Source organism: Salmonella sp. 32020114201800008SM (assembly GCF_017572025.1).
GTDB classification, from domain to species: Bacteria; Pseudomonadota; Gammaproteobacteria; order Enterobacterales; family Enterobacteriaceae; genus Salmonella; species Salmonella enterica.
On sequence record NZ_JAGEQM010000003.1, the window covers coordinates 377243 to 403888 of the forward strand.

Annotated in this window: 25 protein-coding genes; 15 read left to right on the forward strand and 10 right to left on the reverse strand. The window is 53.0% G+C overall.

Features of this window, described 5'->3' with window-relative positions:
- Positions 1-14: 14 nt before the first annotated feature.
- The 4 genes from J4613_RS11160 to J4613_RS11175 are packed head-to-tail and all read right to left on the reverse strand — an operon-like array spanning position 15 to position 4319.
- Positions 15-1478: a J domain-containing protein gene (locus J4613_RS11160; RefSeq protein ID WP_080169983.1), complete on the reverse strand. Its 1464-nt coding sequence runs from the start codon at positions 1476-1478 to the stop codon at positions 15-17.
- Positions 1475-2170, reverse strand: a complete 696-nt coding sequence (locus J4613_RS11165) for a DUF1266 domain-containing protein (RefSeq protein ID WP_000356622.1) — start codon at positions 2168-2170, stop codon at positions 1475-1477. Before J4613_RS11165 ends, J4613_RS11160 begins: the two co-directional genes overlap by 4 nt.
- 11 nt (positions 2171-2181) lie before the next feature.
- Positions 2182-3615, reverse strand: coding sequence for a J domain-containing protein (locus J4613_RS11170; protein WP_111742406.1), 1434 nt, complete (start codon positions 3613-3615; stop codon positions 2182-2184).
- Complete coding sequence (locus J4613_RS11175; protein WP_111742407.1) at positions 3612-4319, reverse strand: DUF1266 domain-containing protein; 708 nt, start codon at positions 4317-4319, stop codon at positions 3612-3614. The genes J4613_RS11170 and J4613_RS11175 overlap by 4 nt, the downstream gene beginning before the upstream one ends.
- Positions 4320-4443: 124 nt before the next feature.
- Here J4613_RS11175 and J4613_RS11180 point away from each other — a divergent pair, with 124 nt between their 5' ends.
- Positions 4444-5439, forward strand: a complete 996-nt coding sequence (locus J4613_RS11180; protein WP_061378689.1) for a tetratricopeptide repeat protein — start codon at positions 4444-4446, stop codon at positions 5437-5439.
- Between the two features lie 38 nt (positions 5440-5477).
- Here the strand turns inward: J4613_RS11180 and J4613_RS11185 are convergent, their stop codons facing one another.
- The 5 genes from J4613_RS11185 to J4613_RS11205 form a co-directional block, all read right to left on the reverse strand.
- Entirely contained in the window at positions 5478-5951 is a 474-nt protein-coding gene (locus J4613_RS11185; protein WP_001044884.1) for a zinc ribbon-containing protein, read from the reverse strand.
- A gap of 92 nt (positions 5952-6043) precedes the next feature.
- Positions 6044-7972, reverse strand: coding sequence for a sigma-54-dependent Fis family transcriptional regulator (locus J4613_RS11190; RefSeq protein ID WP_001044182.1), 1929 nt, complete (start codon positions 7970-7972; stop codon positions 6044-6046).
- 67 nt (positions 7973-8039) lie between these two features.
- The gene (locus tag J4613_RS11195; protein ID WP_000694477.1) at positions 8040-8993 is read right to left on the reverse strand and encodes a 2-keto-3-deoxygluconate permease; all 954 of its coding nucleotides are present in this window, start codon (positions 8991-8993) and stop codon (positions 8040-8042) included.
- A gap of 49 nt (positions 8994-9042) precedes the next feature.
- The gene (locus J4613_RS11200; RefSeq protein ID WP_001670689.1) at positions 9043-10215 is read right to left on the reverse strand and encodes a UxaA family hydrolase; all 1173 of its coding nucleotides are present in this window, start codon (positions 10213-10215) and stop codon (positions 9043-9045) included.
- A gap of 16 nt (positions 10216-10231) precedes the next feature.
- Positions 10232-10573 (reverse strand): UxaA family hydrolase, encoded by a 342-nt coding sequence (locus J4613_RS11205; protein WP_001574029.1) that lies wholly within the window; start codon positions 10571-10573, stop codon positions 10232-10234.
- 236 nt (positions 10574-10809) lie between these two features.
- On the opposite strand from J4613_RS11205, the gene leuS reads away from it, so the two are divergent.
- Genes leuS through nadD form a run of 4 tightly spaced genes read left to right on the forward strand, consistent with a single transcriptional unit; the run spans position 10810 to position 15671 of the window.
- Positions 10810-13392, forward strand: a complete 2583-nt coding sequence (gene leuS, locus J4613_RS11210) for a leucine--tRNA ligase (protein WP_001157916.1) — start codon at positions 10810-10812, stop codon at positions 13390-13392.
- 14 nt (positions 13393-13406) lie between these two features.
- Positions 13407-13997, forward strand: coding sequence for an LPS assembly lipoprotein LptE (gene lptE / locus J4613_RS11215; RefSeq protein WP_001269950.1), 591 nt, complete (start codon positions 13407-13409; stop codon positions 13995-13997).
- On the forward strand, positions 13997-15028 hold the full coding sequence (holA, locus tag J4613_RS11220) for a DNA polymerase III subunit delta (protein ID WP_000620491.1): 1032 nt from the start codon (positions 13997-13999) through the stop codon (positions 15026-15028). The genes lptE and holA overlap by 1 nt, the downstream gene beginning before the upstream one ends.
- A 1-nt stretch (position 15029) precedes the next feature.
- Positions 15030-15671, forward strand: a complete 642-nt coding sequence (gene nadD, locus J4613_RS11225) for a nicotinate-nucleotide adenylyltransferase (protein WP_001518902.1) — start codon at positions 15030-15032, stop codon at positions 15669-15671.
- On the opposite strand, the gene cobD is transcribed toward nadD, so the two are convergent.
- On the reverse strand, positions 15646-16740 hold the full coding sequence (gene cobD / locus J4613_RS11230) for a threonine-phosphate decarboxylase CobD (RefSeq protein WP_079834986.1): 1095 nt from the start codon (positions 16738-16740) through the stop codon (positions 15646-15648). The genes nadD and cobD overlap by 26 nt on opposite strands.
- A 96-nt stretch (positions 16741-16836) precedes the next feature.
- Here cobD and J4613_RS11235 point away from each other — a divergent pair, with 96 nt between their 5' ends.
- The 10 genes from J4613_RS11235 (at position 16837) to J4613_RS11280 (ending at position 26472) form a co-directional block, all read left to right on the forward strand.
- Positions 16837-17445, forward strand: a complete 609-nt coding sequence (locus tag J4613_RS11235) for an adenosylcobalamin/alpha-ribazole phosphatase (RefSeq protein WP_001241922.1) — start codon at positions 16837-16839, stop codon at positions 17443-17445.
- Between the two features lie 328 nt (positions 17446-17773).
- On the forward strand, positions 17774-18091 hold the full coding sequence (gene rsfS, locus J4613_RS11240) for a ribosome silencing factor (protein WP_001161670.1): 318 nt from the start codon (positions 17774-17776) through the stop codon (positions 18089-18091).
- Positions 18092-18094: 3 nt separating this feature from the next.
- Positions 18095-18562 (forward strand): 23S rRNA (pseudouridine(1915)-N(3))-methyltransferase RlmH, encoded by a 468-nt coding sequence (gene rlmH / locus J4613_RS11245; protein WP_000776107.1) that lies wholly within the window; start codon positions 18095-18097, stop codon positions 18560-18562.
- Between the two features lie 30 nt (positions 18563-18592).
- Positions 18593-20494, forward strand: coding sequence for a peptidoglycan DD-transpeptidase MrdA (gene mrdA, locus J4613_RS11250; protein WP_000828700.1), 1902 nt, complete (start codon positions 18593-18595; stop codon positions 20492-20494).
- Between the two features lie 2 nt (positions 20495-20496).
- The gene (gene mrdB, locus J4613_RS11255; RefSeq protein ID WP_000131713.1) at positions 20497-21609 is read left to right on the forward strand and encodes a peptidoglycan glycosyltransferase MrdB; all 1113 of its coding nucleotides are present in this window, start codon (positions 20497-20499) and stop codon (positions 21607-21609) included.
- A 10-nt stretch (positions 21610-21619) separates the two neighbouring features.
- Entirely contained in the window at positions 21620-22753 is a 1134-nt protein-coding gene (gene rlpA, locus J4613_RS11260; protein WP_001231306.1) for an endolytic peptidoglycan transglycosylase RlpA, read from the forward strand.
- Between the two features lie 139 nt (positions 22754-22892).
- The gene (gene dacA, locus J4613_RS11265; protein ID WP_000858711.1) at positions 22893-24104 is read left to right on the forward strand and encodes a D-alanyl-D-alanine carboxypeptidase DacA; all 1212 of its coding nucleotides are present in this window, start codon (positions 22893-22895) and stop codon (positions 24102-24104) included.
- 108 nt (positions 24105-24212) lie between these two features.
- Positions 24213-24476: a DUF493 family protein YbeD gene (gene ybeD, locus J4613_RS11270; protein ID WP_000850547.1), complete on the forward strand. Its 264-nt coding sequence runs from the start codon at positions 24213-24215 to the stop codon at positions 24474-24476.
- A gap of 99 nt (positions 24477-24575) precedes the next feature.
- Positions 24576-25217, forward strand: coding sequence for a lipoyl(octanoyl) transferase LipB (gene lipB / locus J4613_RS11275; RefSeq protein WP_000284009.1), 642 nt, complete (start codon positions 24576-24578; stop codon positions 25215-25217).
- A gap of 301 nt (positions 25218-25518) precedes the next feature.
- The gene (locus J4613_RS11280) at positions 25519-26472 is read left to right on the forward strand and encodes a YbeF family transcriptional regulator (protein ID WP_001282817.1); all 954 of its coding nucleotides are present in this window, start codon (positions 25519-25521) and stop codon (positions 26470-26472) included.
- The last annotated feature ends 174 nt before the right edge of the window (positions 26473-26646 follow it).

The following is a 26646-nucleotide window of genomic DNA, read 5'->3' on the forward strand; positions in this document are numbered from 1 at the left end:
TTCACTGCCCCTGTTCAGAAAAAATGGAAGAATCGATTTAACGCGCAGACAATCAACGCGATCAAACCGACAATCTTCATGATTTTCATCACCCCGCCAGATTCCGCCTGACGGGGTGCTTCGGTTTTCGCTTCAGAAGACAATTTTTTCTCAGCCGCCAGCCTGAGCTCTTCCGCCAGCTCCTTTTTGTCGCGAATATCGCCTGGCTTCATGGCAATTTTAGATGACAATGCCTGCGTTATCAGCGCCTCCAGCGGACAGGCTTGCCCCTCCTCCAGCCGGATCAGCAGGCGAAAAAAGGGCTTTTCTTTGGGAAACGCTTCCAGCACCACCTGCTCCGCCGTCCGGTACAGATCCAACAGCGGCGTTTCGGGTTCCCCCTGGGTACTCAGCCGCGAATTTGCCCACGCCATCGCTTTTCGCTTATAAAACAGGGAGTCAACAAATGAACGCCCCAGCGGTGATAACCTACCGCTGTGCAAAATATCCGCCCACAGTAAACGCGTGCGCGCGCTTTCACCGGGCACATATTCGGCATCCACCATACAGCGCGCTTCGACCGCCATCACCGCCAGCGGGAAGAAATCAGGCCGATGCTGGCGGCACCAGCCCAGCAACAGGTCGTCCGCCTGCGTGGAGGGATAACGCTGCCAGAAATCGCAAAGATCGGCCAACAGGCTTTCCCCTTCACCGCAGAGCAAACGCTGTTTGCACAGGTAATAGTGCGCATCTTCGTTATCCGGCTCCGCGGCCTGCCAGCGACGAGCAATATCGACCAGTTCCGCCATGCCCCACTGCTCGGCGCTAAACCAGTGTAATAGTTTACGATGCAGCTGTTTATCATCGGGAATTATCCAGGCTCCCTGAACCTGCAGAGCGTCGGCAAAATGTTCGGGATAAAAGCGCCAGATACTCTCAAGCTTAAAAAAATAGGCGTCAGTTTGGTCTTGAACAACAAGAGGCAATTTGGCCAGATTTAGCAGATCAAACGCATCGCCCCGCTTTACGGTCTCCAGAAATGCTTCCAGCTCTTCTCCCTCAGCATCATCGTCTGCTTCCTGCGGCTGCCAGTTCAGACGCTGCGCCAACAATGCCAGGCAAGACAGCGAGATCGTTTCCGTTTTCATGGCGATGTCGCACAACTGCCAGCGCAGCTTATCTATCTCATCCATTGAACACTGGTTCAATTGCTGAATAAATTTCTGCCATGCCGAGGGCTGAAAGCGATCGCGCTCTGATGCCAGCAATTCCCTGAACGCCACCAGTATTTCATGTTCGTCGCCCACCTCTTCCGTTTTTGCGTCCTCCGCAGGCGAGGCGGCCCAGTGCTGCGCTTCTTCATAGGCCTGGCGCAATCGCTTAAAACCCTGCGGATCGCTCTCAGGGTGGAATGAGGGCAACAGGGCAAGATAAGCCTGACGGATACATTCCAGATCGGTGGTAGGTTCAATGCCCAGGATTTCCCAACAGATATTCATAAATCGCTCACTCCTTTAAGCGTTTCCGGGCATGTCGGTTGTTCGTTGAGCGGACGCCACGGTAGCTGCGCATAATAACTCTCTGTCGTAGAGGCCAGTTCATTAAACATCCGCGCGCCTGAAGCGTCGTACTTTAGGTGAGCGAAATATGCCTGTATGGTGTCCCCTTTAGCCTGCCAGTACAGCCGACCCAACGAATAGGCGGCAAAATATTGCGTCCAACCGTCGTAAAAATAGTACGCCCGCGCATAGATACGCGATTGCAGCCACAGGCTTTCCTCTTCCGTCAGCCATTGATTCAACACCCCCATCCGGCATAAAAACCCCATACGCACATAGTCCCAGGCTTTAATGCCGCCACGCCCGCAGCATAGTGCGGTTTCGGCAACAAATCGCGCATAAATCTGGCCCTGTTCGCTAAGCTGTGCGGTGAATTCGCGCCATTGATGAGGAGATAGCGTAAACCAGCGGATATAAAAGGGAGCCAAATCTGCCGCATGACCGTCGTCCGTCATTCGATAGATGGTTTGAATAAGATCTTCACGATTATCAATCCCCCATGAATCGGAGAGATCGACAGCAGGAATTCCGGTATACATTGCTGGAGAGGTATGCGAAGGCTCATTGCCGATATATAGCACCTCCATCGGCGTGGAGAGCGCAAAAAGTAAATATTGTTCTTCCTTGTCCATATTCGATATCCCTAATGCATAAACTGGCGTAATACATGGCCGACAACGCCAATAAATAAAATGATTTTAATCACCTGCCAGAGGCCAAAGCCGCCGCCAGATTCCTCCGTACTCGGCGAAGTCACCGTCGTCACCGGTTCTTCATCTGCGACTACAGCTTCACACGGTGTGGCGACAGCCGCAGCCCGCCCCAGCAACCCGCGAATAACCAGCGCTTCCAACGGGCAGATATCCGGCGCATCAAGCTTCGTTACCAGACTCTGTAACAATGCCGCTGACGGCTCCTCGGCGCACGCCAGGCTATCCGCCACCTGATACAACAGCCAGTATGGATGCTGGCTATGCGCCTCACTCACCGCTGGCGCGCCATAATTCAAACGCCGCGCAATAAAACTTTCGCTTAGCGGCGATAATGCGCCGCTGTGCAGCGCCTCGGCCCACAGCAAGCAGGAACGAGCGCTTGAGCCGGGAATATACAGCAGCTGTTCAGCGTTAATATCCACCTGCTCACGCCCCTCAACCGCCATCACCAGCAGCGGGAAAAAGTCCGGTCGATGCTGACGGCACCAGCGCAGCAACAGATCGTCAAGCTGGGTAGAAGGATGCGCCCACCACTGCGCGTAAAGTTCTGGCAGCAGGCTATCGCCTTCACCGCAAAATACGCGCTGGGCTAAGTAGTAATAACCCGGCGTTGCGTTATCGGGTTCGGCTTCCTGCCATGCCAGGGCGACAGGCAGCAGCTCCGCAATACCCCAGTGCAAGGTGCTGAACCAGCGTAACAGACGTCGTTGAAAGCGTAGATTGTCCGGGATAATCCAGGCGCCGTGCTGCGCCATAAGTTGGGCGAAATAGAGAGGATGCTCGAAAAAGGTGTTGTCCAGGGCATCATAAAAAGCAATGGTCTGGTTTTGTACCGCCACTGGCAAATGCAGCAATAGCGAATAATCAAACAGGTCGCCACGGCGGATTTCAAACAAAAGATCCTCCACCTCCTCGGCATCGACATCTCGATTATCACTCCCCTGTTCCCAGGCCAGGCGATCTGACAGCAGTTTCAGACACGAGTACGAAATAGGAAAGGTCTTCATCGCGATAGCGCACAGCCACCAGCGCGATTTTTCGACCTGTGAAATCGATAATTTATTGATCTGTTGGATAAACTCCTGCCATGCCTGCGGCTGAAAGCGCCGTTCGCCATCCGCCAGCAAATCACCGAATATCTCCCTGAGATAATTCACCCACGGGGTATCGGGATCCTCATCAACCACCGTAATGGCGGGCGATGTTGTCCCCTGCAATGCATTCTCATAGGCTTCTCGCAATTGCTTGAAACCCTGCGGATCGGTTTCCGGATGAAATGACGGCAGCAGCGCCTGATAAGCCTGACGAATGGCGTCGGTATCCGTGGTGGCCTCAATGCCAAGGACTTGCCAACAGGTTTTCATAGATCGCTCACCTCCTGAAGCGTGTCCGGGCATTCAGGGTAATGGGGCAGGTAGCGCCACGGCAGCGTGGCGTAAAAACTGTCCTTCCCGGCGATCAGCTTATTCATCATACGTCGCCCCGCGTCATCAAACTCCTTACGGGCGAATGTCTCGCGTAGCAGCGGTAGGTTATCGCAATGCCGTAACTGCCAGTACAAACGCCCGGTGTAATAGGCGCTGAAATATTGCAACCAGCCGGAATAATAGCTGAGCGCGCGAAGCTGTATCCGCGACTGCAGCCACAGGCTCTCCTCTTCCGTCAGCCATTCATTGAGCACGCCCATGCGGCAGAGAAACCCCATCCGCACATAATCCCAGCAGCGAATACCGCCTTCGCCGCAACACACGGCGGTATCAGCGACGAATCGGGCATAAATGCGATCTCCCTCGTCCAGCGCGTCGGTATACTCCTGCCACTCCTGCGGCGCATACCTGAACCAGCGGCGATATAGCCATTCCAGTTGCGTGGCATGACCGTCATCCGTCATGCGGGAAATGGTCTGAAGCAGTTCATCACGATTTTCAATACCCCACGACGATTCAAGATCGAAACGTTTTATCCCTAAATACATTTTCGGTGACGAATGTGAAGGTAAACAGTCCTCGTTCAATACTTCCATCGGCGAGGAAAGTGCAAAGAGTAAATATTGTGATTCTTTATCCATAATAAATCGCCAAAATATATTCACACCACAAATAAAAACGCAATTGAAAACTAAAATAGAGTACAACAAAGCCAAATCGCAATATATTATTAATCTAAAAAACAATGGCGGGATAAATTAAAAAATGAATCATTCCATAACCAGTCATCCCTGCGACAACGTATCTTTAGCACAATTAACCGAACTGGCGCAGTCAGGAAATAGTGAAGCTCAATATATATTAGGCCGTTTATATAATGACGAACGTATAGATGGCAGCGAAGAGGATAAGCTCTCTTTTTATTGGCTACAGCAGGCGGCCGAGCAAGGGCATTGCGAGGCGCAATATTGGCTCGGCTTACGATACAAAGACACGCCTACCGACATGAAAGATAATACGCTGGCTTTATTCTGGTCAGAAAAAGCCGCACAGCAAGGACACCGCCACGCTTTCAACATATTAGGCTGGGTTCAGGAAGGAGAAACCGGGATGGCGCCAGATTATGCCCAGGCCGTTGCCTGGTATCGCAAAGGAGCAGAACAGAGCCACAACCTTGCGCAATATAATCTCGGGAGAATGTATCGTTCAGGAACTGGCGTAGAGCAAAATGATACACAGGCACTCTACTGGTTTAAACAGGCAGCATTACAAGGCCATTGCGCCAGCCAGGAAAGACTGGCGTATATGTATGGCAATGGGAAAGGATGTCGGAAAAATTTATCCCTTGCCGCTCTTTGGTACAAGAAGAGCGCGCTACAAGAGAGCAGCTACTCGCAATATCAGATGGGCTATTGTTATTACATCGGAGAAGGTATCAAACAAGATTACCAGCAGGCAATATACTGGTTTCGAAAAGCGGCAGACCAGGGTGACGATGGTGCCTATAACAGTATCGGCTGGATGTACAAATGCGGTCATGGCGTCGAGCAAAATTATTCGCTAGCACTGGAATGGTTCCACAAATCAGCAGAATGTAACAATTCATCGGGCTGGTACAACCTCGGATGCATGTACAGAGATGGACACGGTACCGCACAAGACCTACAACAAGCGCTCTACTGGTTCAAAAAAGCACAGCCCACGGGCAAATGGAACGTCGATGAAGAGATCCGCAAACTGGAAGCCCAACTGCACGCTTAACATGGCGGACGGCAACCGTCCGCTCACGATAATGAACCTTACGGCTCAAACGGCCTGCGCTGGAACTGATCGTGGCCACACTTCGGGCAGAGCGGCAACACATCCGGCGTGTAAACCGCCAGATGATAGTGGCATTTCTCGCACACCAGATTCCCCAATCCCACCACTTCGCCACTATGATACACTCCGTGGTGATTCAAATCCTGGAATACCTCGCGCCATTCCAGCTGGGTTTTGTCGGTAATGTCCGCCAGTTCCTGCCAGAGACTCTCTTTAATCACCCGTAAGAAGACGCTATCGTCCTGGCTCTCTTCGTAGCTCATGGCGAACTCTTCCAGATCGCGTCTGACAGCGCGCGTCAGTTCGTCCACCTCGGTTCGCGTTAACTCCCCTGTTTGCATCACGCGCTGGCGCGCCTGCTCCACCAGCGCATCAATGTCGCGCTCGCCATTGCGTAAACGCTCGCTTAATGAGGCCACCAGTTCACGGTAATATTGAGCAACCTTGTTCATCACTTCACCTCTTGGATCGTTAACTGCCTATAATAATAGACGTTATTTGCGTTACGCTTTGCAAGGCTGCCCACAGAGTCTGTAAATTCTTGTCAGGCCGACTCGCGTATCCAGCGCGTCAGCGAGGTACGATCGACATTTAACCGTTTCGCCACTAACGATTTATTATCCCTTTCCGCCTCTAATAATTTTCTCAAAATACGCAGGCGAATCGTTTTATAATCGCCAGCCAGCATCTGGCAGTCGTGGCAGGTAGTTGGCTCGCGTCGGCTCCCCTCTTCCAGATCGTCCAGCAAGAGGCGACCCTCATCCAGCGTTGCCGGGGAGTGATCAATAGAGAGTACCAGCCGTTCGATAATATTGCTTAACTGCCTGACGTTTCCGGGCCAGGCGAAGCGCTGAAGCTCCTGCCACAGCGCCGGGGTTAACGTTAGTGCCGGGCGTTTATAATGCTGGCTGAAACTAGTAAGCAGCGACAGGCCGATGGCTTTGATATCCTCCGGACGTTTGCGTAGCGGGATGGTGGTCACTTTTAATACGTTAAGCCGATAGTAAAGATCTTCGCGAAATGTCCCGTCCGCAATGAGCTTCGTTAACGTCTGATTGGTCGCCGCAATCACGCGAATATCAACAGGTATCATCTGGTCTGAGCCCAGCCGCATAATCTGCCGCTCCTGCAATACCCGTAATAAGCGCGTCTGTAGCGGTTTATCCAGCTCGCTAATCTCATCCAGAAAAATGGTACCGTGGTGCGCTAATTCAAACAGGCCTATTTTGCCTTTCGGCGACGCGCCGGTAAATGCGCCGGCGACATAGCCAAAGAGTTCGCTCTCCAGAATCTGAGGGGCCATCGCGCCGCAGTTAATGGCGACAAACGGGCCGTTGACGCGTTGGCTGGCATTATGAATACTTTGCGCCAGCACCTCTTTTCCCGTCCCGCTTTCGCCATTAATTAAGATAGTCGCGTCCGTACCGGCATAATTTTTAATGATCGCCAGACGACGCAGCATTTCCGGGTTTTCGGTAAGCAGATCGTCGAAATGATAGCGGGCGCTCAAGCCACGGCGAGACAATTCCTGGCGGCGAACATGATGTTCCGCCCCCTGTAAACTGGAGACGGTTTGCATCGTCAACACCACCCGGCTTAACTGTCTGGCCGCAAATACCGGATACAGATTAACCACCATCGCGCCTTGCGGCGTATCGACGACTTTCGCGCTGACGGTTTTTCCCTCACGTAATGTATGTCGCTCCTGGTGCAATACCTGTTTCAGGAAAGATGCGTCATAAATTTCACCGGAGGCGTTAATTTTAAAAAGTTGGCTCGCATATTTATTGTAATGCAGTAACGCGCCGGTATCATCAAGCGTGATAACAGCTTTATCAAACTGATCGAGAATCAGCTGCAGATGATGGCGCTCCAGTAATTGGCTGCGAAAAGCCAGATATAATGAGCGGGCTTCTTCCAGAGCTTCGGTTATTGAGGCGGGGCTGGAATCAAGTAAACGGAATTGCGAGCCCAGCGGTGAAAAATAATCCTGACAAACGGTATCGCCAACAATGCAATCTAATGGCGTGGACGCTAATTGCCGCTTCAGGCAAGAAATCGTTTCTTTATCATTTCCCTGTAAGGTAAAAATTTTATAGTTAATATTTAACTGTTCCGCTACGCGCGCGCATCCTTTGATCACACTGGAAAAGCCGACAATACCGACAGTGCCTTTTTGTCCTTTAAAAGGGATAAGCGCATCAAGAATGTCGTAGCCGGACATTTTAATTTCGACTACCGGTAATTTACTGTGCTTTTTTAATATTTCCGCACAGCCGCCACGACTAATCAGTACCTGGTGCCCACGGGACTCTAATAAAGGTAGCTCATCCAGGATACGATTAAGCGTCGTTTGATGAATAGTGACGGCGTAATCCAACTGCGCGACCAGCGCCTCGGCAGCCTTTGCCAGTTGCGGGTAAGGAGAGACAAAACAGAGAGGAGATGCGGCTATATCTTTCGTCTTATTCATCACTCACCATCCTGTTGGTTTATGAACGGGCGAGACCGCCCGTCGTGATTTATTTTCCGCCGAAACGCTAACCGCCTGCGGCGGCTGGGTTCAGTTTACGATCGTAGCGTTTTTTTATCCATACGGTCAGGAAGGGGGCGCACAGAGCGGTAATAATCGTCGAGGCCGCCACCTGCGCCGCCGCCGTCGACGCCAGGTCGGTAAAATGCGGATCGAGCAGCGCGATTGCCGCTGGCGTCGCGACAGCGTTGCCAGAGGTGGTGGATACCGCCGCGCCTGCCACGCCGCTGCCTCCCGTCAGACGATCGGCGAAAATATTAAAAAATCCGCCAATCGCCACCGTCATGAGTCCCAGTAAAATGCCTGAAGAACCTGCCGTGATAAGTCTTGCGAAATCAATACCGTATCCTAACCCAAAGGCAAAAAAGGGAATCGTTACCACGCTGCCCTGTTTAAGAAACTTGCGCATGTCCTCATCCAGATTGCCCAAAATCATGCCAATGATAATGGGAATAATAACCGCCACCAGATTCATAAAGGGTATCGACACCATGCCTGCCGACCCTAACGCCAGCATGGTGAAAAAGGGACCATCGTTCAACGATATTACCGCAATCGCGCCGCCGTCGGTTTCATCGCCGTACTCCCCCACCAACGCGGCATATAACCCACTGTTCGAGTTGGTCATCGCCGAAATAATCGCTAAAGCCGACAGACCTAATAACCCATCCGGGCCGCAAAATTTTCCGACCAGAATGCCAATAATCACGCCGCTGGCAAATTTCGCAAAGGTGATCGCAGCGCCTTTTTTCAGCGCTTTCGGCGCGGCTTTAAACTGGATATCCGCGCCCATACAGACTAAAAACATGCCTAAAATCGCCATTGCGCCATGCGAAATAGAGGTGACAAAACCGCCTATTTCCAGCGCCTCCGGCGCAAAGGTTTTAAACAATGCGCCGATGATTAGCGGTACAACCATCATACCACCAGGAAAACGTTCCAGTGTTTTTTTAATTTTCATAGCTTATTCCCAGGAGATAACCGGACAGCTTGTGCTGCCCGATTTGGTATCAGAACGTCGGCGCGATCTTATAAATAGAGAATTCGTTATGACCTAAATCTTCTGATTTAGTCGTTTTCCCATTCGCGACGCGTAAAATTTCCTGATAAATTTCCTCGCCCATTTGCGTAATAGAAGCCTCGCCAGACATAATGGCGGACACATCAATATCAATATTGTCCTGCATCATTTCCCACGTTGCTTTATTACCCGTAATTTTTATTACCGGCGCTATTGGGTTACCGGCAGGCGTTCCGCGACCCGTAGTAAAAATAACGATCTGCGCTCCACCCGCCACCATGCCGGAAATAGATTCAATATCCTGCCCCGGGGTATCCATAATCCACAGGCCCGGATGCGTTGGACTATCGGCATATTCCAGGACGCCCTGTAACGGCGCATGACCTGCTTTATGCATACAGCCTAACGATTTTTCTTCAATGGTAGTCAACCCGCCTTTAATATTGCCCGGCGTCGGCTGTCCCCCGCGAATATCCTCGCCCAGCGCTTTTGCTCGCGCCTCGCAGCCGACCACTAAATCAATAAGCTGTTGACCAACCTCCGGCGTCACCGCGCGTTTCGCCATCACATGCTCGGCGCCAATAAATTCCGTCGTTTCAGAAAGAATTGAGCTTCCGCCGCAGCGTATCAGCTTATCCGAGGCGACCCCGCAGGAAGGGTTAGACGCCAGCCCCGATGTCGTATCTGACCCGCCGCACTCCATCGCCAGCAGCAGCTCGCTAACCGGTGCTTGCTGCGGTTTTTGCATGGAGAGTTGTTGCGCATAGTCGCGGGCCAGCGAAATCCCTCTGGCCTGACATTTAAGCGTGCCGCCCTCTTCCTGAATGGTGATGCAGGAGGTCGGTTTGCCAAATGCGGTAATCTCTTCTGCGATGCGCAGCGGCTCCGCGCCTTCACAGCCTAAGCCCACAACCACAATAGCGCCGACGTTGGGATTATTCGCCACATTAATCAATGTCTTTTCCGTCAGACGCGCATCGCCTGCCACCTGGCAGCAGCCAAAATCGTTATTCACCCATGTCGCGCCTTTTACCTGCCGGGCAATATCCTGGGCAACTTTATTCGCACAAACGCTGGTAGGTAAAATCAGTACATAATTACGGATGCCAAAACGGCCGTCAGGGCGGCGGAACCCCAAAAAAGTCTCATTGCTCATAATCATTTTCCCTTGTTTTATATTATTTCCAGTCACCACGTCCGCGTTCACTTTCCACATTGTGGACGTGCACATAGTCGCCACTTTTTATTTCCTGAGTGGCGCGGCCAATGGATTCGCCATATTTATAAACTTCGCCATGAAAAGGCACATCGCAGATGGCGAATTTGTGACCAAATGGCACATCCTGATGTAACACAACGCTTATCTCGCGTTCGCCAATGAACATTGTGGCGGTTTCGCCGGCCTTGAGCGCCGTAATAGCCGTCGCGACGCAATCCTGAGGGTGAATCACCACTGCATTTTTTTTCACGATTAACTCCTTTGCTTTAGTCCTGTCTTCCCTAATCAAAAGACGTGCCACTTTTTAACAACATGATTTATATGACTTTATTTTCATGAGATGATCTGGCGATGACAGGAACTGCGGTAATTTGCCTCAGTCGTGTCGCATTTTGCGTCACCTGCTCATGGACGCCTGGCGCGACAAATGTTCTACCCCCTGTTTTGACGTGCGTGTTTGGGCTATGCTATGCGGATCTAAACACCACCTCTAAAGCTACATTTGTAGCTGTATCGAAAACAGGACTACTGGCTGCCATGCAAGAGCAATACCGCCCGGAAGAGATAGAATCCAAAGTACAGCTTCACTGGGATGAGAAGCGCACATTTGAAGTGACCGAAGACGAGAGCAAAGAGAAGTATTACTGCCTGTCGATGCTTCCCTATCCTTCTGGCCGACTACACATGGGCCACGTACGTAACTACACCATCGGCGACGTGGTTGCCCGCTACCAGCGTATGCTGGGCAAAAACGTGCTGCAGCCAATCGGCTGGGACGCCTTCGGCCTGCCGGCGGAAGGCGCGGCGGTGAAGAACAACACCGCGCCGGCACCGTGGACGTACGACAACATCGCGTATATGAAAAACCAGCTCAAAACGCTGGGTTTTGGCTATGACTGGAGCCGTGAAATCGCGACCTGCACCCCGGAATACTACCGTTGGGAACAGAAGTTCTTCACCGAGCTGTATAAAAAAGGCCTGGTGTACAAGAAGACTTCTGCCGTTAACTGGTGCCCGAACGATCAGACCGTTCTCGCCAACGAACAGGTGATCGACGGCTGCTGCTGGCGTTGCGACACCAAAGTTGAGCGTAAAGAGATCCCACAGTGGTTTATCAAAATCACCGCTTACGCAGACGAGCTGTTGCGCGATCTGGATAAGCTGGACCACTGGCCTGATACCGTAAAAACGATGCAGCGCAACTGGATTGGCCGCTCTGAAGGTGTGGAAATCACCTTCGATGTGAAGGGTTACGATAACACCCTGACCGTCTATACCACCCGTCCGGATACCTTTATGGGCGCCACCTACCTGGCAGTGGCCGCCGGTCATCCGCTGGCGCAAAAAGCGGCGGCGAACAACGCCGAGCTGGCGGCGTTCATCGACGAATGCCGTAACACCAAAGTGGCCGAAGCCGAAATGGCGACCATGGAGAAAAAAGGCGTCGACACCGGCTATAAAGCGATTCATCCGTTAACTGGCGAAGAGATCCCGGTCTGGGCGGCAAACTTTGTGCTGATGGAGTACGGCACTGGCGCGGTGATGGCCGTTCCTGGTCACGATCAGCGCGACTACGAATTTGCCTCCAAATACGGTTTGACCATCAAGCCGGTGATTCTGGCCGCCGACGGTTCCGAGCCGGATCTTTCCGAACAGGCGCTGACCGAAAAAGGCGTGCTGTTTAACTCCGGCGAGTTCGACGGTCTGGCCTTTGAAGCGGCGTTTAACGCCATTGCCGATAAACTGGCGGAAAAAGGCGTCGGCGAACGTAAAGTGAACTATCGTCTGCGTGACTGGGGCGTTTCCCGTCAGCGTTACTGGGGCGCGCCGATCCCGATGGTCACCCTGGAAGACGGCACCGTGCTGCCGACGCCGGAAGATCAACTGCCGGTTATTCTGCCGGAAGATGTCGTCATGGACGGCATCACCAGCCCGATTAAAGCCGATCCTGAGTGGGCGAAAACCACCGTTAACGGTATGCCGGCGCTGCGTGAAACCGACACCTTCGACACCTTTATGGAATCGTCATGGTACTACGCGCGTTACACCTGCCCGCAGTATCAGGAAGGAATGCTGGATTCGAAAGCGGCAAACTACTGGCTGCCGGTCGACATCTACATCGGCGGTATTGAACATGCCATCATGCACCTGCTCTACTTCCGCTTCTTCCATAAGCTGATGCGCGATGCGGGCATGGTCACCTCTGACGAGCCGGCTAAACAGTTGCTGTGCCAGGGCATGGTACTGGCGGATGCGTTCTATTATGTCGGCGAGAACGGCGAACGTAACTGGGTTTCGCCAGTTGACGCTATCGTCGAGCGCGATGAAAAAGGCCGCATTGTCAAAGCAAAAGACGCAGCGGGTCATGAGCTGGTCTACACTGGCATGAGTAAAATGTCCAAGTCGAAAAATAACGGTATCGACCCGCAGGTAATGGTTGAACGTTATGGCGCGGACACGGTACGCCTGTTTATGATGTTCGCTTCTCCGGCGGATATGACTCTGGAATGGCAGGAGTCCGGCGTAGAAGGCGCAAACCGCTTTATTAAACGCGTCTGGAAGCTGGTTTACGAACACACCGCTAAAGGTCCTGTCGCGGCGCTGAACGTCGATGCGCTGAGCGAAGATCAAAAAGCGCTGCGTCGCGATGTGCATAAAACCATTGCCAAAGTGACCGATGATATCGGCCGCCGTCAGACGTTCAACACCGCCATTGCGGCGATCATGGAGTTGATGAACAAACTGGCGAAAGCCCCGCAGGAAGGCGAACAAGACCGCGCACTGCTTCAGGAAGCGCTGCAGGCCGTCGTGCGTATGCTTAACCCGTTCACGCCGCACGTCTGCTTTACCTTGTGGCAGGAGCTGGGTGGCGAAGGCGATATCGACAACGCGCCGTGGCCGGTAGCCGACGAGCAGGCAATGGTGGAAAACACCACGCTGGTTGTCGTGCAGGTTAACGGTAAAGTTCGCGGTAAGATCACCGTTGCGGTGGATGCCACCGAAGAACAGGTGCGTGAACGTGCAGGCCAGGAACATCTGGTGGCAAAATATCTTGATGGCGTTACCGTGCGTAAAGTGATTTACGTTCCGGGTAAACTCCTCAATCTGGTTGTTGGCTAAGCGCGGGAGGAAGCGTGCGATATCTGGTAACACTGTTGTTATCTCTGGCGGTGCTGGTCACCGCCGGATGCGGCTGGCATCTGCGTAGCACTACGCAGGTTCCGGCTTCAATGAAAACGATGATCCTCGATTCCGGCGATCCGAACGGTCCGCTAAGTCGTGCGGTACGTAATCAGTTACGGCTGAATAACGTAAACCTGCTTGATAAAGACACAACGCGCAAAGACGTTCCGTCTCTGCGGCTTGGAACGGTGACTATTTCGCAGGATACGGCGTCAGTGTTCCAGGACGGCCAGACGGCGGAATATCAGATGGTAATGACCGTCAATGCCTCGGTATTGATTCCGGGCCATGACATCTATCCTATCAGCACGAAAGTGTACCGTTCGTTCTTCGATAACCCGCAGATGGCGTTGGCGAAGGATAACGAGCAGGCCATGATCGTTCAGGAGATGTACGACAAAGCCGCTGAACAGCTGATTCGTAAGCTGACCAGCGTCCGCGCGGCGGATATTCAGGCGACGAAAGAGGAGGCTACCGCCGACAATGAGACGGCGGCGCCCGCCTCTACGCCAGCACGCGTCTCCACTACGCTGAGTAACTAATGATCAGGTTGTATCCTGAACAACTCCGCGCGCAGCTCAATGAAGGGCTGCGTGCGGCATATCTGCTATTGGGCAACGATCCGCTGCTGCTGCAGGAAAGTCAGGACGCTATTCGTCTGGCGGCTGCGTCGCAAGGCTTCGAAGAGCACCACGCTTTTACTCTCGATCCCAGTACCGACTGGGGATCGCTTTTCTCACTCTGCCAGGCGATGAGCCTGTTCGCCAGCCGTCAAACGCTGGTGCTGCAACTGCCGGAAAACGGGCCTAACGCGGCAATGAACGAGCAACTCGCCACCCTGAGCGAGCTGCTGCATGACGACCTGTTATTAATAGTACGCGGAAACAAGCTCACCAAAGCGCAGGAAAACGCCGCCTGGTATACCGCGTTGGCAGACCGTAGCGTTCAGGTCAGTTGTCAGACGCCGGAGCAGGCGCAGCTTCCCCGCTGGGTGGCCGCCAGAGCGAAAGCACAGAATTTGCAACTGGATGACGCCGCGAACCAACTGCTGTGCTATTGCTATGAGGGCAATCTGTTGGCGCTGGCGCAGGCGCTGGAACGGCTGTCGCTGCTTTGGCCTGACGGTAAGTTAACGCTTCCTCGCGTGGAGCAGGCCGTCAATGACGCCGCCCACTTTACCCCTTTCCACTGGGTGGATGCGTTACTGATGGGGAAAAGCAAACGCGCGCTGCATATCCTGCAACAGCTACGCCTTGAAGGCAGCGAACCGGTTATTCTGCTGCGCACCCTCCAGCGAGAGCTGCTGCTACTGGTAAATCTCAAACGTCAGTCCGCGCATACGCCGTTACGCGCGCTGTTTGATAAACACCGGGTCTGGCAAAACCGTCGCCCCATGATCGGCGACGCGTTGCAGCGTCTCCATCCTGCACAGCTTCGCCAGGCCGTGCAGTTACTGACGCGTACAGAAATTACGCTCAAACAGGATTATGGTCAGTCGGTATGGGCAGACCTTGAAGGGCTGTCGCTCCTGCTCTGCCATAAGGCGCTGGCAGACGTATTTATTGATGGGTGATATGAAATCGTTACAGGCTTTATTCGGCGGCACCTTTGATCCGGTGCATTATGGACATCTTAAACCTGTTGAAACGCTGGCGAATCTGATCGGCTTATCGCGGGTGATTATTATGCCTAACAATGTGCCGCCGCATCGCCCCCAGCCGGAAGCCTCCAGCGCGCAGCGTAAATATATGCTGGAGCTGGCTATCGCCGATAAGCCGCTTTTTACGCTGGATGAACGCGAGCTACAGCGAAACGCGCCCTCTTACACTGCGCAAACGTTGAAAGCATGGCGCGAAGAACAGGGTCCCGAAGCGCCGCTGGCGTTTATTATCGGCCAGGACTCTCTGCTTAACTTCCCCACCTGGCATGATTACGACACCATCCTTGATAACACTCACCTGATCGTTTGTCGTCGTCCGGGCTACCCCCTTGAAATGACGCAGGCGCAACACCAGCAGTGGCTGGAACAGCATCTGACCCATACGCCGGACGATCTGCACCAGTTGCCAGCCGGTAAAATTTACCTGGCAGAAACGCCATGGCTTAATATCTCCGCAACCCTCATCCGCGAACGGCTGGAAAAAGGCGAGTCCTGCGACGATCTGTTGCCGGAAAACGTGCTGAACTACATCAATCAGCAGGGGTTATACCGGTAAGCACATTGCGCAGCGCCGACAGCAGACGCTCGTTTTGCGCAGCGCTGCGTATCGCCACACGATAATAGCGGCTGTCCAGCCCCGGGTAGTTAGCGCAGCTACGGATTAAAATCCGCTGCATCAGCAACCGTCGCTGCAGGTCAATATCCTCTCGCTCACAGCGTAACAACAGATAGTTTGCCCGCCCGGGATAAATCGTCAGCAGGGGGAGCTGACAAAGCGCCTGATAAAACCGGGCGCCCTCCTCCCGTAACCAATGCCAGGTCGCCTGTTGCCAGGCGCTATCCTGTAACGCTACCTCACCGGCCAGCGCCGCCAGCGCGTTAACCGACCACGGCATTTGTTGGCGACGCATCCGCGCTACCGCCGCGTCATCGCTATTGACGAGATATCCCAACCGCAGGCCGGGAATGGCATAAAATTTGGTCAGCGAACGCAGCACCCAGATATGCGGATTATCTTTAAGAGCAGGAATAAAGCCCGTCTCATGCGGAATAAAATCGATAAACGCTTCATCCAGGATCAGGTTAATGTTCAGCGATTTGCAGCGATCGGCAATGGCCTGTAATAACTGCCGCTCCGGCAGCAGGCCGGTAGGATTATTGGGCGTACACAGAAACAGGCAGTCCAGATCGGGCGTCAACGCCTCAAGAATGGCATCGGTAAGCTGCCAGCCATCCGCTTCGCGTAGAGACCAGCGACGAATTTCACAGCCACTTTGCGCCAGCGCCCGGCCATACTCCGCGAAACCTGGCGTGACAATCATTGCACGACGCGGTTTAAGACCGCTCGCCACGGTAAAGATTGACTCCGTCTCGCCATTTCCCGCCAGTATCCACGATGCCGGCACCTGATGATGACGCGCCAGCGCCTGGTGCAAATGAAAATAATCGGCGTCCGGGTAGCGCTCAATGCAGTCCAGATTGTCGATAAGCGCGCGTTTCACGCTGACAGGCATACCCAGCGGATTAATGTTTGCGCTAAAATCCAGTAACTGGTCAGGCGAGATGCCCAACACCGTCGCGGCTTCCCGAATATTACCGCCATGCGCGCTGTTGAATAACGCCATTATGCCTCCGGCCAAAAAACGCTATTTTAGTGAAAAAAACGTTGCGCAATCAGGGGCATTATCATGTTTTGCGCATTTAACCTCATGAGGAATACCATGCGATTGTGGCTGGTGCGTCATGGCGAAACCGAGGCCAATGTCGCCGGGTTGTATAGCGGACATGCTCCCACGCCGTTAACGGAAAAAGGGATTGGTCAGGCGAAAACGCTACATACTTTATTGCGCCACGCGCCATTTGACCGGGTGTTATGCAGCGAGCTGGAGCGCGCGCGCCATACCGCCCGGCTCGTACTGGAGGGCCGGGATGTGCCGCAACACATCTTACCTGAGCTTAATGAGATGTACTTCGGCGACTGGGAAATGCGCCATCACCGCGACCTCACCCATGAAGATGCCGAAAGCTATGCCGCCTGGTGTACGGACTGGCAGAATGCGGTTCCGACCAATGGCGAGGGTTTTCAGGCTTTTACCCGGCGCGTAGAGCGCTTTATCTCGCGACTCGACGCGTTTAGCGATTGCCAGAACCTGCTGATCGTCAGCCATCAGGGCGTACTCAGCCTGTTGATTGCCCGTCTGCTCGCAATGCCCGCCGCCTCGCTATGGCATTTCCGGGTAGAACAGGGATGCTGGAGCGCAATCGACATATGCGAAGGGTTCGCCACCCTGAAAGTATTAAATAGTCGTGCCGTCTGGCGGCCTGAGTGATGAATTTTCCGTTTTTTCTCGCCGCAGCGGTTTCGCCCATTGACAGCCCCCGACAGGCTGTTATTCTCCGCAGCCAGGCTTTTTTCACCTTGCAGAGCTTTGCAGAAATTGTTTTACAAAAATGGCGATGCTTTCTGTGACGTGGGATGGGATGATAATCTGGTTTTAAACGCCGATCCGGCGACATAAGTCCCGGTATCGCCGCTGATTCAGGTATACTACACGGCGTCCCGCCGGAAGGTTAGCGTTAACTCGCAACGCCTTACCGGTCCAGCCTGTTGGCCTTTTTTCTATCGTTATAACGCAATTATTCACCCAGGGGGAAAACTTGCAGGGTAAAGCACTCCAGGATTTTGTTATCGACAAAATTGATGACCTGAAAGGTCAGGACATCATCGCCTTAGATGTTCAGGGTAAATCCAGTATCACCGACTGTATGATTATTTGTACCGGCACCTCCAGCCGTCACGTTATGTCTATTGCCGACCACGTGGTGCAGTCGTCGCGCGCGGCCGGTATGCTGCCGTTGGGCGTCGAAGGCGAAAATGCGGCTGACTGGATTGTCGTCGATCTGGGCGATGTGATTGTGCATGTCATGCAGGAAGAAAGTCGCCGCCTGTATGAACTGGAAAAACTCTGGAGTTAATGCGTGAAGCTGCAACTTGTCGCTGTCGGCACGAAGATGCCCGACTGGGTTCAAACGGGATTTACGGAATATCTGCGTCGTTTTCCGAAAGATATGCCCTTTGAGCTGATCGAAATCCCTGCGGGCAAACGCGGCAAGAACGCGGATATCAAACGCATTCTCGACAAAGAGGGCGAGCAGATGCTGGCCGCCGCCGGTAAGAATCGCATTGTTACCCTGGATATTCCAGGCAAGCCGTGGGATACGCCGCAGTTAGCCAACGAGCTGGAGCGCTGGAAACAGGACGGGCGCGACGTCAGTTTGCTGATTGGCGGCCCGGAAGGATTATCTCCCGCCTGCAAAGCGGCAGCGGAACAGAGCTGGTCGCTCTCGGCGTTAACGCTCCCTCACCCGCTGGTTCGGGTTCTGGTTGCGGAGAGTTTGTACCGGGCGTGGAGCATCACAACCAACCACCCTTATCACCGTGAGTGATCGTGAAGTCTTGAGAAGATTAAGCAGCGGATGAAACGACAAAATTCTTTTCGTGACTATACGGCTGAGTCCGCACTGTTTGTGCGTCGGGCGCTGGTCGCCTTTTTGGGTATTTTGCTGCTGACCGGCGTACTGATCGCCAATTTGTATAATCTGCAAATCCTTCGTTTTACCGATTACCAGACCCGCTCGAACGAAAACCGTATCAAGCTGGTGCCAATTGCGCCAAGCCGCGGGATAATCTACGACCGTAACGGCATTCCCCTTGCGCTGAACCGCACTATCTATCAGATTGAAATGATGCCGGAAAAGGTGGATAACGTTCAGCAAACGCTGGATGCGCTACGCAGTGTGGTCGATTTAAACGACGACGATATCGCCGCCTTTAAAAAAGAGCGCGCCCGATCCCATCGCTTTACTTCTATTCCGGTGAAAACAAACCTGACGGAAGTTCAGGTCGCGCGCTTTGCTGTCAACCAGTACCGTTTTCCGGGCGTCGAAGTCAAAGGCTATAAACGCCGCTATTATCCATACGGATCGGCGCTGACCCACGTTATCGGCTACGTATCGAAAATCAATGATAAAGACGTCGAGCGTCTTGACAGAGAAAACAAACTGGCGAACTACGCCGCCACCCATGACATCGGCAAGCTGGGCATTGAGCGCTACTATGAAGATATTCTGCATGGGCAAACCGGTTATGAAGAGGTTGAAGTCAACAACCGCGGCCGCGTTATTCGCCAGCTTAAAGAGGTGCCGCCGCAGGCCGGACACGATATCTACCTGACGCTGGATCTCAAGCTCCAGCAGTATATTGAAACGCTGCTGGCAGGCAGTCGCGCGGCGGTGATTGTCACCGATCCGCGTACCGGCGGCGTGCTATCGCTGGTCTCCATGCCAAGTTACGACCCTAACCTTTTCGTGGACGGCATCTCCAGCAAAGATTACTCCGGGCTGCTTAACGACCCGAACACGCCATTAGTGAACCGCGCGACTCAGGGTGTCTACCCACCCGCTTCTACCGTTAAGCCTTACGTCGCCGTATCGGCGTTAAGCGCTGGCGTCATCACCCGTAACACCAGTCTTTTCGACCCTGGCTGGTGGCAGTTGCCGGGGTCTGAGAAACGTTATCGCGACTGGAAAAAATGGGGCCACGGGCATCTGAATATCACCAAATCCCTTGAAGAGTCGGCGGATACCTTCTTCTATCAGGTTGCCTATGACATGGGAATCGATCGCCTGTCAGAATGGATGGGTAAGTTCGGCTATGGTCACTATACCGGAATTGATCTCGCAGAAGAGCGCTCTGGTAATATGCCGACCCGCGAGTGGAAACAGAAACGCTTTAAAAAACCGTGGTATCAGGGCGATACGATTCCGGTGGGCATCGGCCAGGGCTACTGGACGGCAACGCCGATTCAGATGAGTAAGGCGCTGATGATCCTTATTAACGACGGTGTAGTTAAAGTCCCGCACCTGTTAATGAGCACCGCGGAAAACGGTAAACAGGTGCCGTGGGTACAGCCGCATGAGCCGCCGGTGGGCGATATTCACTCCGGCTACTGGGAAATAGCGAAAGATGGCATGTATGGCGTCGCCAACCGCCCTAACGGCACGGCGCATAAATATTTTGCCAGCGCGCCCTATAAAATCGCGGCGAAGTCGGGCACCGCGCAGGTCTTTGGCCTGAAGGCCAACGAAACGTACAATGCGCATAAAATCGCCGAGCGCCTGCGCGACCATAAATTGATGACCGCCTTTGCGCCGTATAACAATCCCCAGGTCGCCGTCGCGATCATCCTTGAAAACGGCGGTGCAGGCCCGGCAGTAGGCACAATCATGCGCCAAATCCTTGATCACATCATGCTGGGCGACAACAACACCCATTTGCCTGCGGAAAACCCGGTGGTTGCAGCGGCGGAGGACCAATAATCATGACGGATAATCCGAACAAAAAAACCTTCTGGGATAAAATTCATATCGATCCCACGATGCTACTCATTCTGCTGGCGTTACTGGTTTACAGCGCGTTGGTCATCTGGAGCGCCAGCGGCCAGGACATCGGCATGATGGAGCGTAAAATCGGTCAGATTGCGATGGGGCTGGTGGTCATGGTGGTGATGGCGCAGATCCCGCCGCGCGTGTATGAAGGCTGGGCGCCCTATCTTTATATCATTTGTATCATTTTGCTGGTCGCCGTTGATGCCTTCGGCGCAATATCCAAAGGCGCGCAGCGCTGGCTCGATCTGGGAATCGTTCGCTTTCAGCCTTCGGAAATAGCCAAAATCGCCGTGCCGCTGATGGTCGCCCGCTTTATTAACCGTGACGTCTGCCCGCCCTCGCTGAAAAATACCGCCATCGCCCTGGTATTAATCTTTATGCCTACCCTGCTGGTCGCCGCCCAGCCGGACCTGGGGACGTCTATTCTGGTCGCCCTTTCCGGTCTCTTTGTCCTATTTTTGTCTGGCCTGAGCTGGCGCTTAATTGGGGTCGCCATTGTATTGATCGCTGCATTTATTCCTATTTTGTGGTTTTTCCTGATGCACGATTACCAACGCCAGCGCGTCATGATGCTCCTTGATCCGGAGACCGATCCGCTGGGCGCGGGCTATCATATTATTCAGTCTAAAATCGCCATTGGCTCAGGCGGCCTGCGCGGTAAAGGCTGGCTCCACGGCACCCAGTCGCAGCTGGAGTTTTTACCCGAACGCCATACCGACTTTATTTTCGCGGTACTGGCGGAAGAGCTCGGTCTGGTGGGCATCCTGATTCTGCTCGCGCTCTATATTTTGCTAATAATGCGCGGTCTGTGGATTGCCGCCAGAGCGCAAACTACATTTGGTCGCGTGATGGCTGGCGGATTAATGTTAATATTATTCGTTTATGTCTTCGTAAATATTGGTATGGTGAGCGGTATTCTGCCTGTGGTTGGAGTACCTTTACCCCTGGTCAGCTACGGGGGCTCCGCACTGATTGTGCTGATGGCCGGGTTCGGGATTGTGATGTCGATCCACACCCACAGAAAAATGTTGTCGAAAAGCGTATAAGGGGTGCGCAATGCGTAAGCAGTTGCCTGTAATCTGCGTCGCGGCAGGGATAGTACTACTCGCGGCATGTACTAATGACGGCGGTCAGCAGCAAACCACCGTCGCGCCGCAACCTGCGGTATGTAATGGTCCGACTGTGGAAATCAGCGGAGCGGAACCGCGTTATGAACCTCTGAATCCGACCGCAAACCAGGATTATCAGCGTGACGGTAAAAGTTATAAAATCGTTCAGGACCCGTCCCGCTTTAGCCAGGCTGGCCTGGCCGCTATTTATGATGCGGAACCCGGCAGTAATTTAACCGCCTCCGGGGAGATGTTCGATCCGATGCAGCTTACCGCCGCCCATCCGACACTGCCTATCCCCAGCTATGCGCGAATCACCAATCTGGCCAACGGTCGCATGATCGTCGTGCGTATTAACGATCGCGGCCCCTATGGCACCGATCGGGTCATCTCCCTGTCCCGCGCAGCGGCGGATCGTCTGAATACCTCGAATAATACTAAAGTACGGATTGACCCCATTATCGTGGCGCCGGATGGTTCGCTCTCCGGCCCGGGGATGGCCTGTACGACGGTGGCGAAACAGACCTACGCTCTGCCCCCGCGCCCTGATTTAAGCGGCGGAATGGGAAGCGCCTCTTCAGCGCCTGCGCAACCGCAAGGCGACGTTCTTCCGGTCAGTAATTCCACGTTGAAAAGTGACGATACCACCGGTGCGCCGGTGAGCAGTAGCGGCTTCCTCGGCGCGCCGACTACGCTGGCGCCTGGCGTGCTGGAGAGTAATGAACCGACGCCGACACCACAGACAGCGCCGGTTTCCGCGCCGGTGACGGCTCCAGCGACTGCGACGCCGGTAAGCGCGCCTGCTGCCGCGGCCCCGGTATCTGCCCCGGTGAGCGCGCCTGCCGCCGCGGCGAGCGGTCGTTTCGTCGTCCAGGTCGGCGCCGTCAGCGATCAAACGCGTGCGCAGCAGTACCAACAGCGTTTAAGCCAGCAGTTCAGCGTACCAGGGCGCGTAATACAAAACGGCGCGGTCTGGCGTATTCAACTGGGGCCTTTTGCCAGTAAAGCCGAAGCCAGCGCGTTACAGCAACGTTTGCAAACAGAAGCACAATTACAGTCCTTTATCGCCAGCGCGCAGTAACCGATCGCAGGTATCTGTACTGTCAATTTCTGTAAATGACATTAACAAAGTCACGCGGAAAGTCAGATGCCTGCCAGTTATGCTTTTGCTATAGTAGGGCTCTTTTTTTAATTTCATCACGGACGTCGTAGTTCAGACCATGAAGACCACTTTTTCCGCTCGTTTTATGCAGCGCATGGCGCTCACCACGGCGCTTTGTGCCGCGTTTATCTCAACCGCACATGCCGATGACCTGAATATCAAAACTATGATCCCGGGCGTTCCGCAGATCGATGCGGAATCCTACATCCTGATCGACTACAACTCCGGCAAAGTTCTGGCGGAACAAAACGCCGACGAACGTCGCGACCCGGCTAGTCTGACGAAGATGATGACCAGTTACGTCATCGGACAGGCAATGAAAGCGGGTAAATTTAAAGAAACCGACCTGGTTACCGTCGGTAATGACGCCTGGGCCACCGGCAATCCAGTATTTAAAGGTTCCTCGCTGATGTTCCTCAAACCGGGAATGCAGGTACCCGTCTCTCAGTTGATACGCGGCATCAATCTGCAATCCGGTAATGACGCCTGTGTGGCGATGGCTGATTTCGCCGCCGGTAGCCAGGATGCTTTCGTCGGGCTGATGAACAGCTATGTGAACGCGTTAGGGCTGAAAAATACCCACTTCCAGACCGTACACGGCCTGGACGCCGACGGACAATACAGTTCAGCTCGCGATATGGCGCTGATTGGTCAGGCGTTAATTCGCGATGTGCCTAACGAATATGCCGTTTATAAAGAAAAAGAGTTCACCTTTAACGGCATTCGCCAGTTAAACCGTAACGGTCTGCTGTGGGATAACAGCCTGAATGTGGACGGCATCAAAACCGGCCATACCAGCAAAGCGGGCTATAATCTGGTCGCTTCCGCAACCGAAGGCCAGATGCGGTTGATTTCCGCCGTAATGGGCGGACGAACCTATAAAGGCCGTGAAACAGAAAGCAAAAAACTGCTGACGTGGGGCTTCCGTTTCTTTGAAACCGTTAATCCGCTGAAGGCTGGTAAAGAGTTCGCCTCTGAACCCGCCTGGTTTGGTAATACCGATCGCGCCTCGCTGGGCGTCGATAAAGACGTTTACCTGACGATCCCTCGCGGTCGCATGAAAGATTTGAAAGCGAGCTATGTACTGAATACCGCAGAACTGCACGCGCCGCTGCAGAAAAACCAGGTAGTCGGCACCATCAACTTCCAGCTGGACGGTAAAACCATCGAGCAGCGTCCGCTGGTCGTACTGCAAGAGATCCCGGAAGGGAACTTCTTCGGTAAAATCATTGATTACATTAAATTAATGTTCCATCACTGGTTTGGATAAAAATTGAACGCTTGAAAGTGTGATTTTCGTCCCCATATACTATGCATCAGTAAAACTCCCGCCCTGTGGCGGGAGTTGTTATTTTTTTTACGTAATGCCGGAGCTGACATGAAAACCAAACTTAACGAACTGCTTGAATTCCCTACGCCATTTACTTACAAAGTAATGGGGCAGGCGTTACCTGAGCTGGTTGATCAGGTGGTTGAAGTGGTACAGCGCCATGCGCCTGGTGATTACTCTCCGACGGTAAAACCGAGCAGCAAAGGCAACTACCACTCGGTCTCTATCACCATTAATGCCACCCATATTGAACAGGTTGAAACGCTGTACGAAGAACTGGGCAATATTGATATCGTGCGAATGGTATTGTAATACATCCAGACGGTTACCCGGTCTTATCCGGGTAACTCCCCGCCTCCCCCGCTGTGATATACTTTCCTCTCTTTTTTCATTCTCTACGGAGATGCCGTTTTGTATCAGGATAAAATCCTTGTCCGCCAGCTCGGCCTTCAGCCCTATGAAGCTATCTCTCAGGCCATGCATAACTTTACCGATATGCGCGATGAAAACAGCCATGATGAAATCTGGTTGGTTGAGCATTACCCGGTGTTTACCCAGGGCCAGGCCGGTAAAGCGGAACATATATTGATGCCTGGCGATATTCCCGTTGTGCAGAGCGATCGTGGAGGACAGGTGACCTATCATGGTCCGGGCCAACAGGTAATGTACGTTTTACTTAACCTGAAACGACGTAAACTGGGCGTGCGTGATTTAGTCACCCTACTTGAACAGACCGTGGTGAATACGCTGGCTGAAATTGGTATTGAGGCGCATCCGCGCGCCGATGCGCCGGGCGTCTATGTGGGTGAAAAGAAAATCTGCTCGCTGGGTTTACGTATCCGTCGCGGCTGCTCATTCCACGGTTTAGCGCTAAACGTTAACATGGATCTTTCTCCTTTCCTGCGTATCAACCCGTGTGGTTATGCCGGCATGGAAATGGCTAAAATAACGCAGTGGAAGGAAGACGCTACCACGGATAATATTGCGCCCCGCTTGCTGGCGAATATTTTAGCTCTGCTAAATAATCCACCGTATGAATATATTGCTGCTTAATGCGTAAAATATAATGGCCCAAGAAATTTATGGGTCATTAATCATATATGATTTGAATGCTTTACTTCTCCCCCCGCTTTCTATATTTTCGTTATATCCCTGCTGTAGCCGCCAGGCGGCATGGCCTCTTCAGTCCTCATGATGAGGAATTTTCCGTGAACAAAATCCCGGCCTTGCTGTTACTTATCTTATTGAAATGACTAAAAATACATTCATAAGAGTAATTTTAAAACCAACTCATAAATGCAAAATATACTATTTCATCTATTATTCATAATACGAATGAATTCGGAGCCAGAGCGTGAGTGATAATAATCAGGCAGAAAGACAACCGGCCGATCAACACCTACAAGACAAACCGCAAATTTTCAGAACACTGAGAAATATTGACCTCAATCTGTTGACGATTTTCGAGGCCGTATATGTCCATAAAGGGATCGTCAATGCAGCGAAAATCCTTAACCTGACGCCGTCAGCCATCAGCCAGTCCATTCAAAAATTACGGACTATATTTCCCGATCCGCTGTTTATTCGCAAAGGCCAGGGCGTAACGCCCACGACGTATGCTACGCATCTGCACGAATACATCAGCCAGGGGCTGGAATCTATTCTTGGCGCCCTGGATCTTACGGGCAGCTATGATAAGCAACGCACCATTACAATTGGCACGACGCCTTCGGTCGGCGCGCTAGTGATGCCGATTATTTACCAGGCCATCAGGCCGCGTTATCCTCAGCTTTTGCTGCGCAACATTCCGGTAGACGATGCCGAAAGCCAGCTTAGTCAGTTTCAGACCGATCTCATTATCAATACCCATAGCTATAACAACCGGAGCATCCAGCATCACGTCCTGTTTAGCGATACGCTTGAGATTGTCTGCCGCCAGCATCACCCGTGTCTGGCGAACGCCATTACTGAAGAGAGACTGAACAGCGCGGATCACACCTTTCTGATGCTGGAGGGACAACATCTTTCCCTGCTGCGCCAGCGACTGCAGGAGACATTTCCCGATCAGCAAATCAGTTTTAGCAGCTACAATATTTTTACCATTGCCTCGCTGATCGCCAGCAGCGATCTGCTGGGACTGATGCCCACCCGCTTCTACGACTTATTTAGCCGCTGCTGGCCGCTTGAGCGCCTTCCCTACGCGCCGGTGAATAGTGAACAGGTCGAGTTCTCGCTGCATTACAATAAACTGAGTCTGCGCGATCCGGTGCTGGAGAACGTCATTGATATCATCCGTGAGGCGTTCTGACAAAAATGTTGCATTCAGGTCACGGAAGATATGGGCAAACAGCACAAAACAACAACTATTTTACATTTTGCCGGGCTGTCAGGCTGCTTTATGGCCCTTATCAATGATATACTGCGTGTCACAAATTCAAAAATAGTTGATAAATACAACTTTCCCTTGAATTGAAACGCTTTC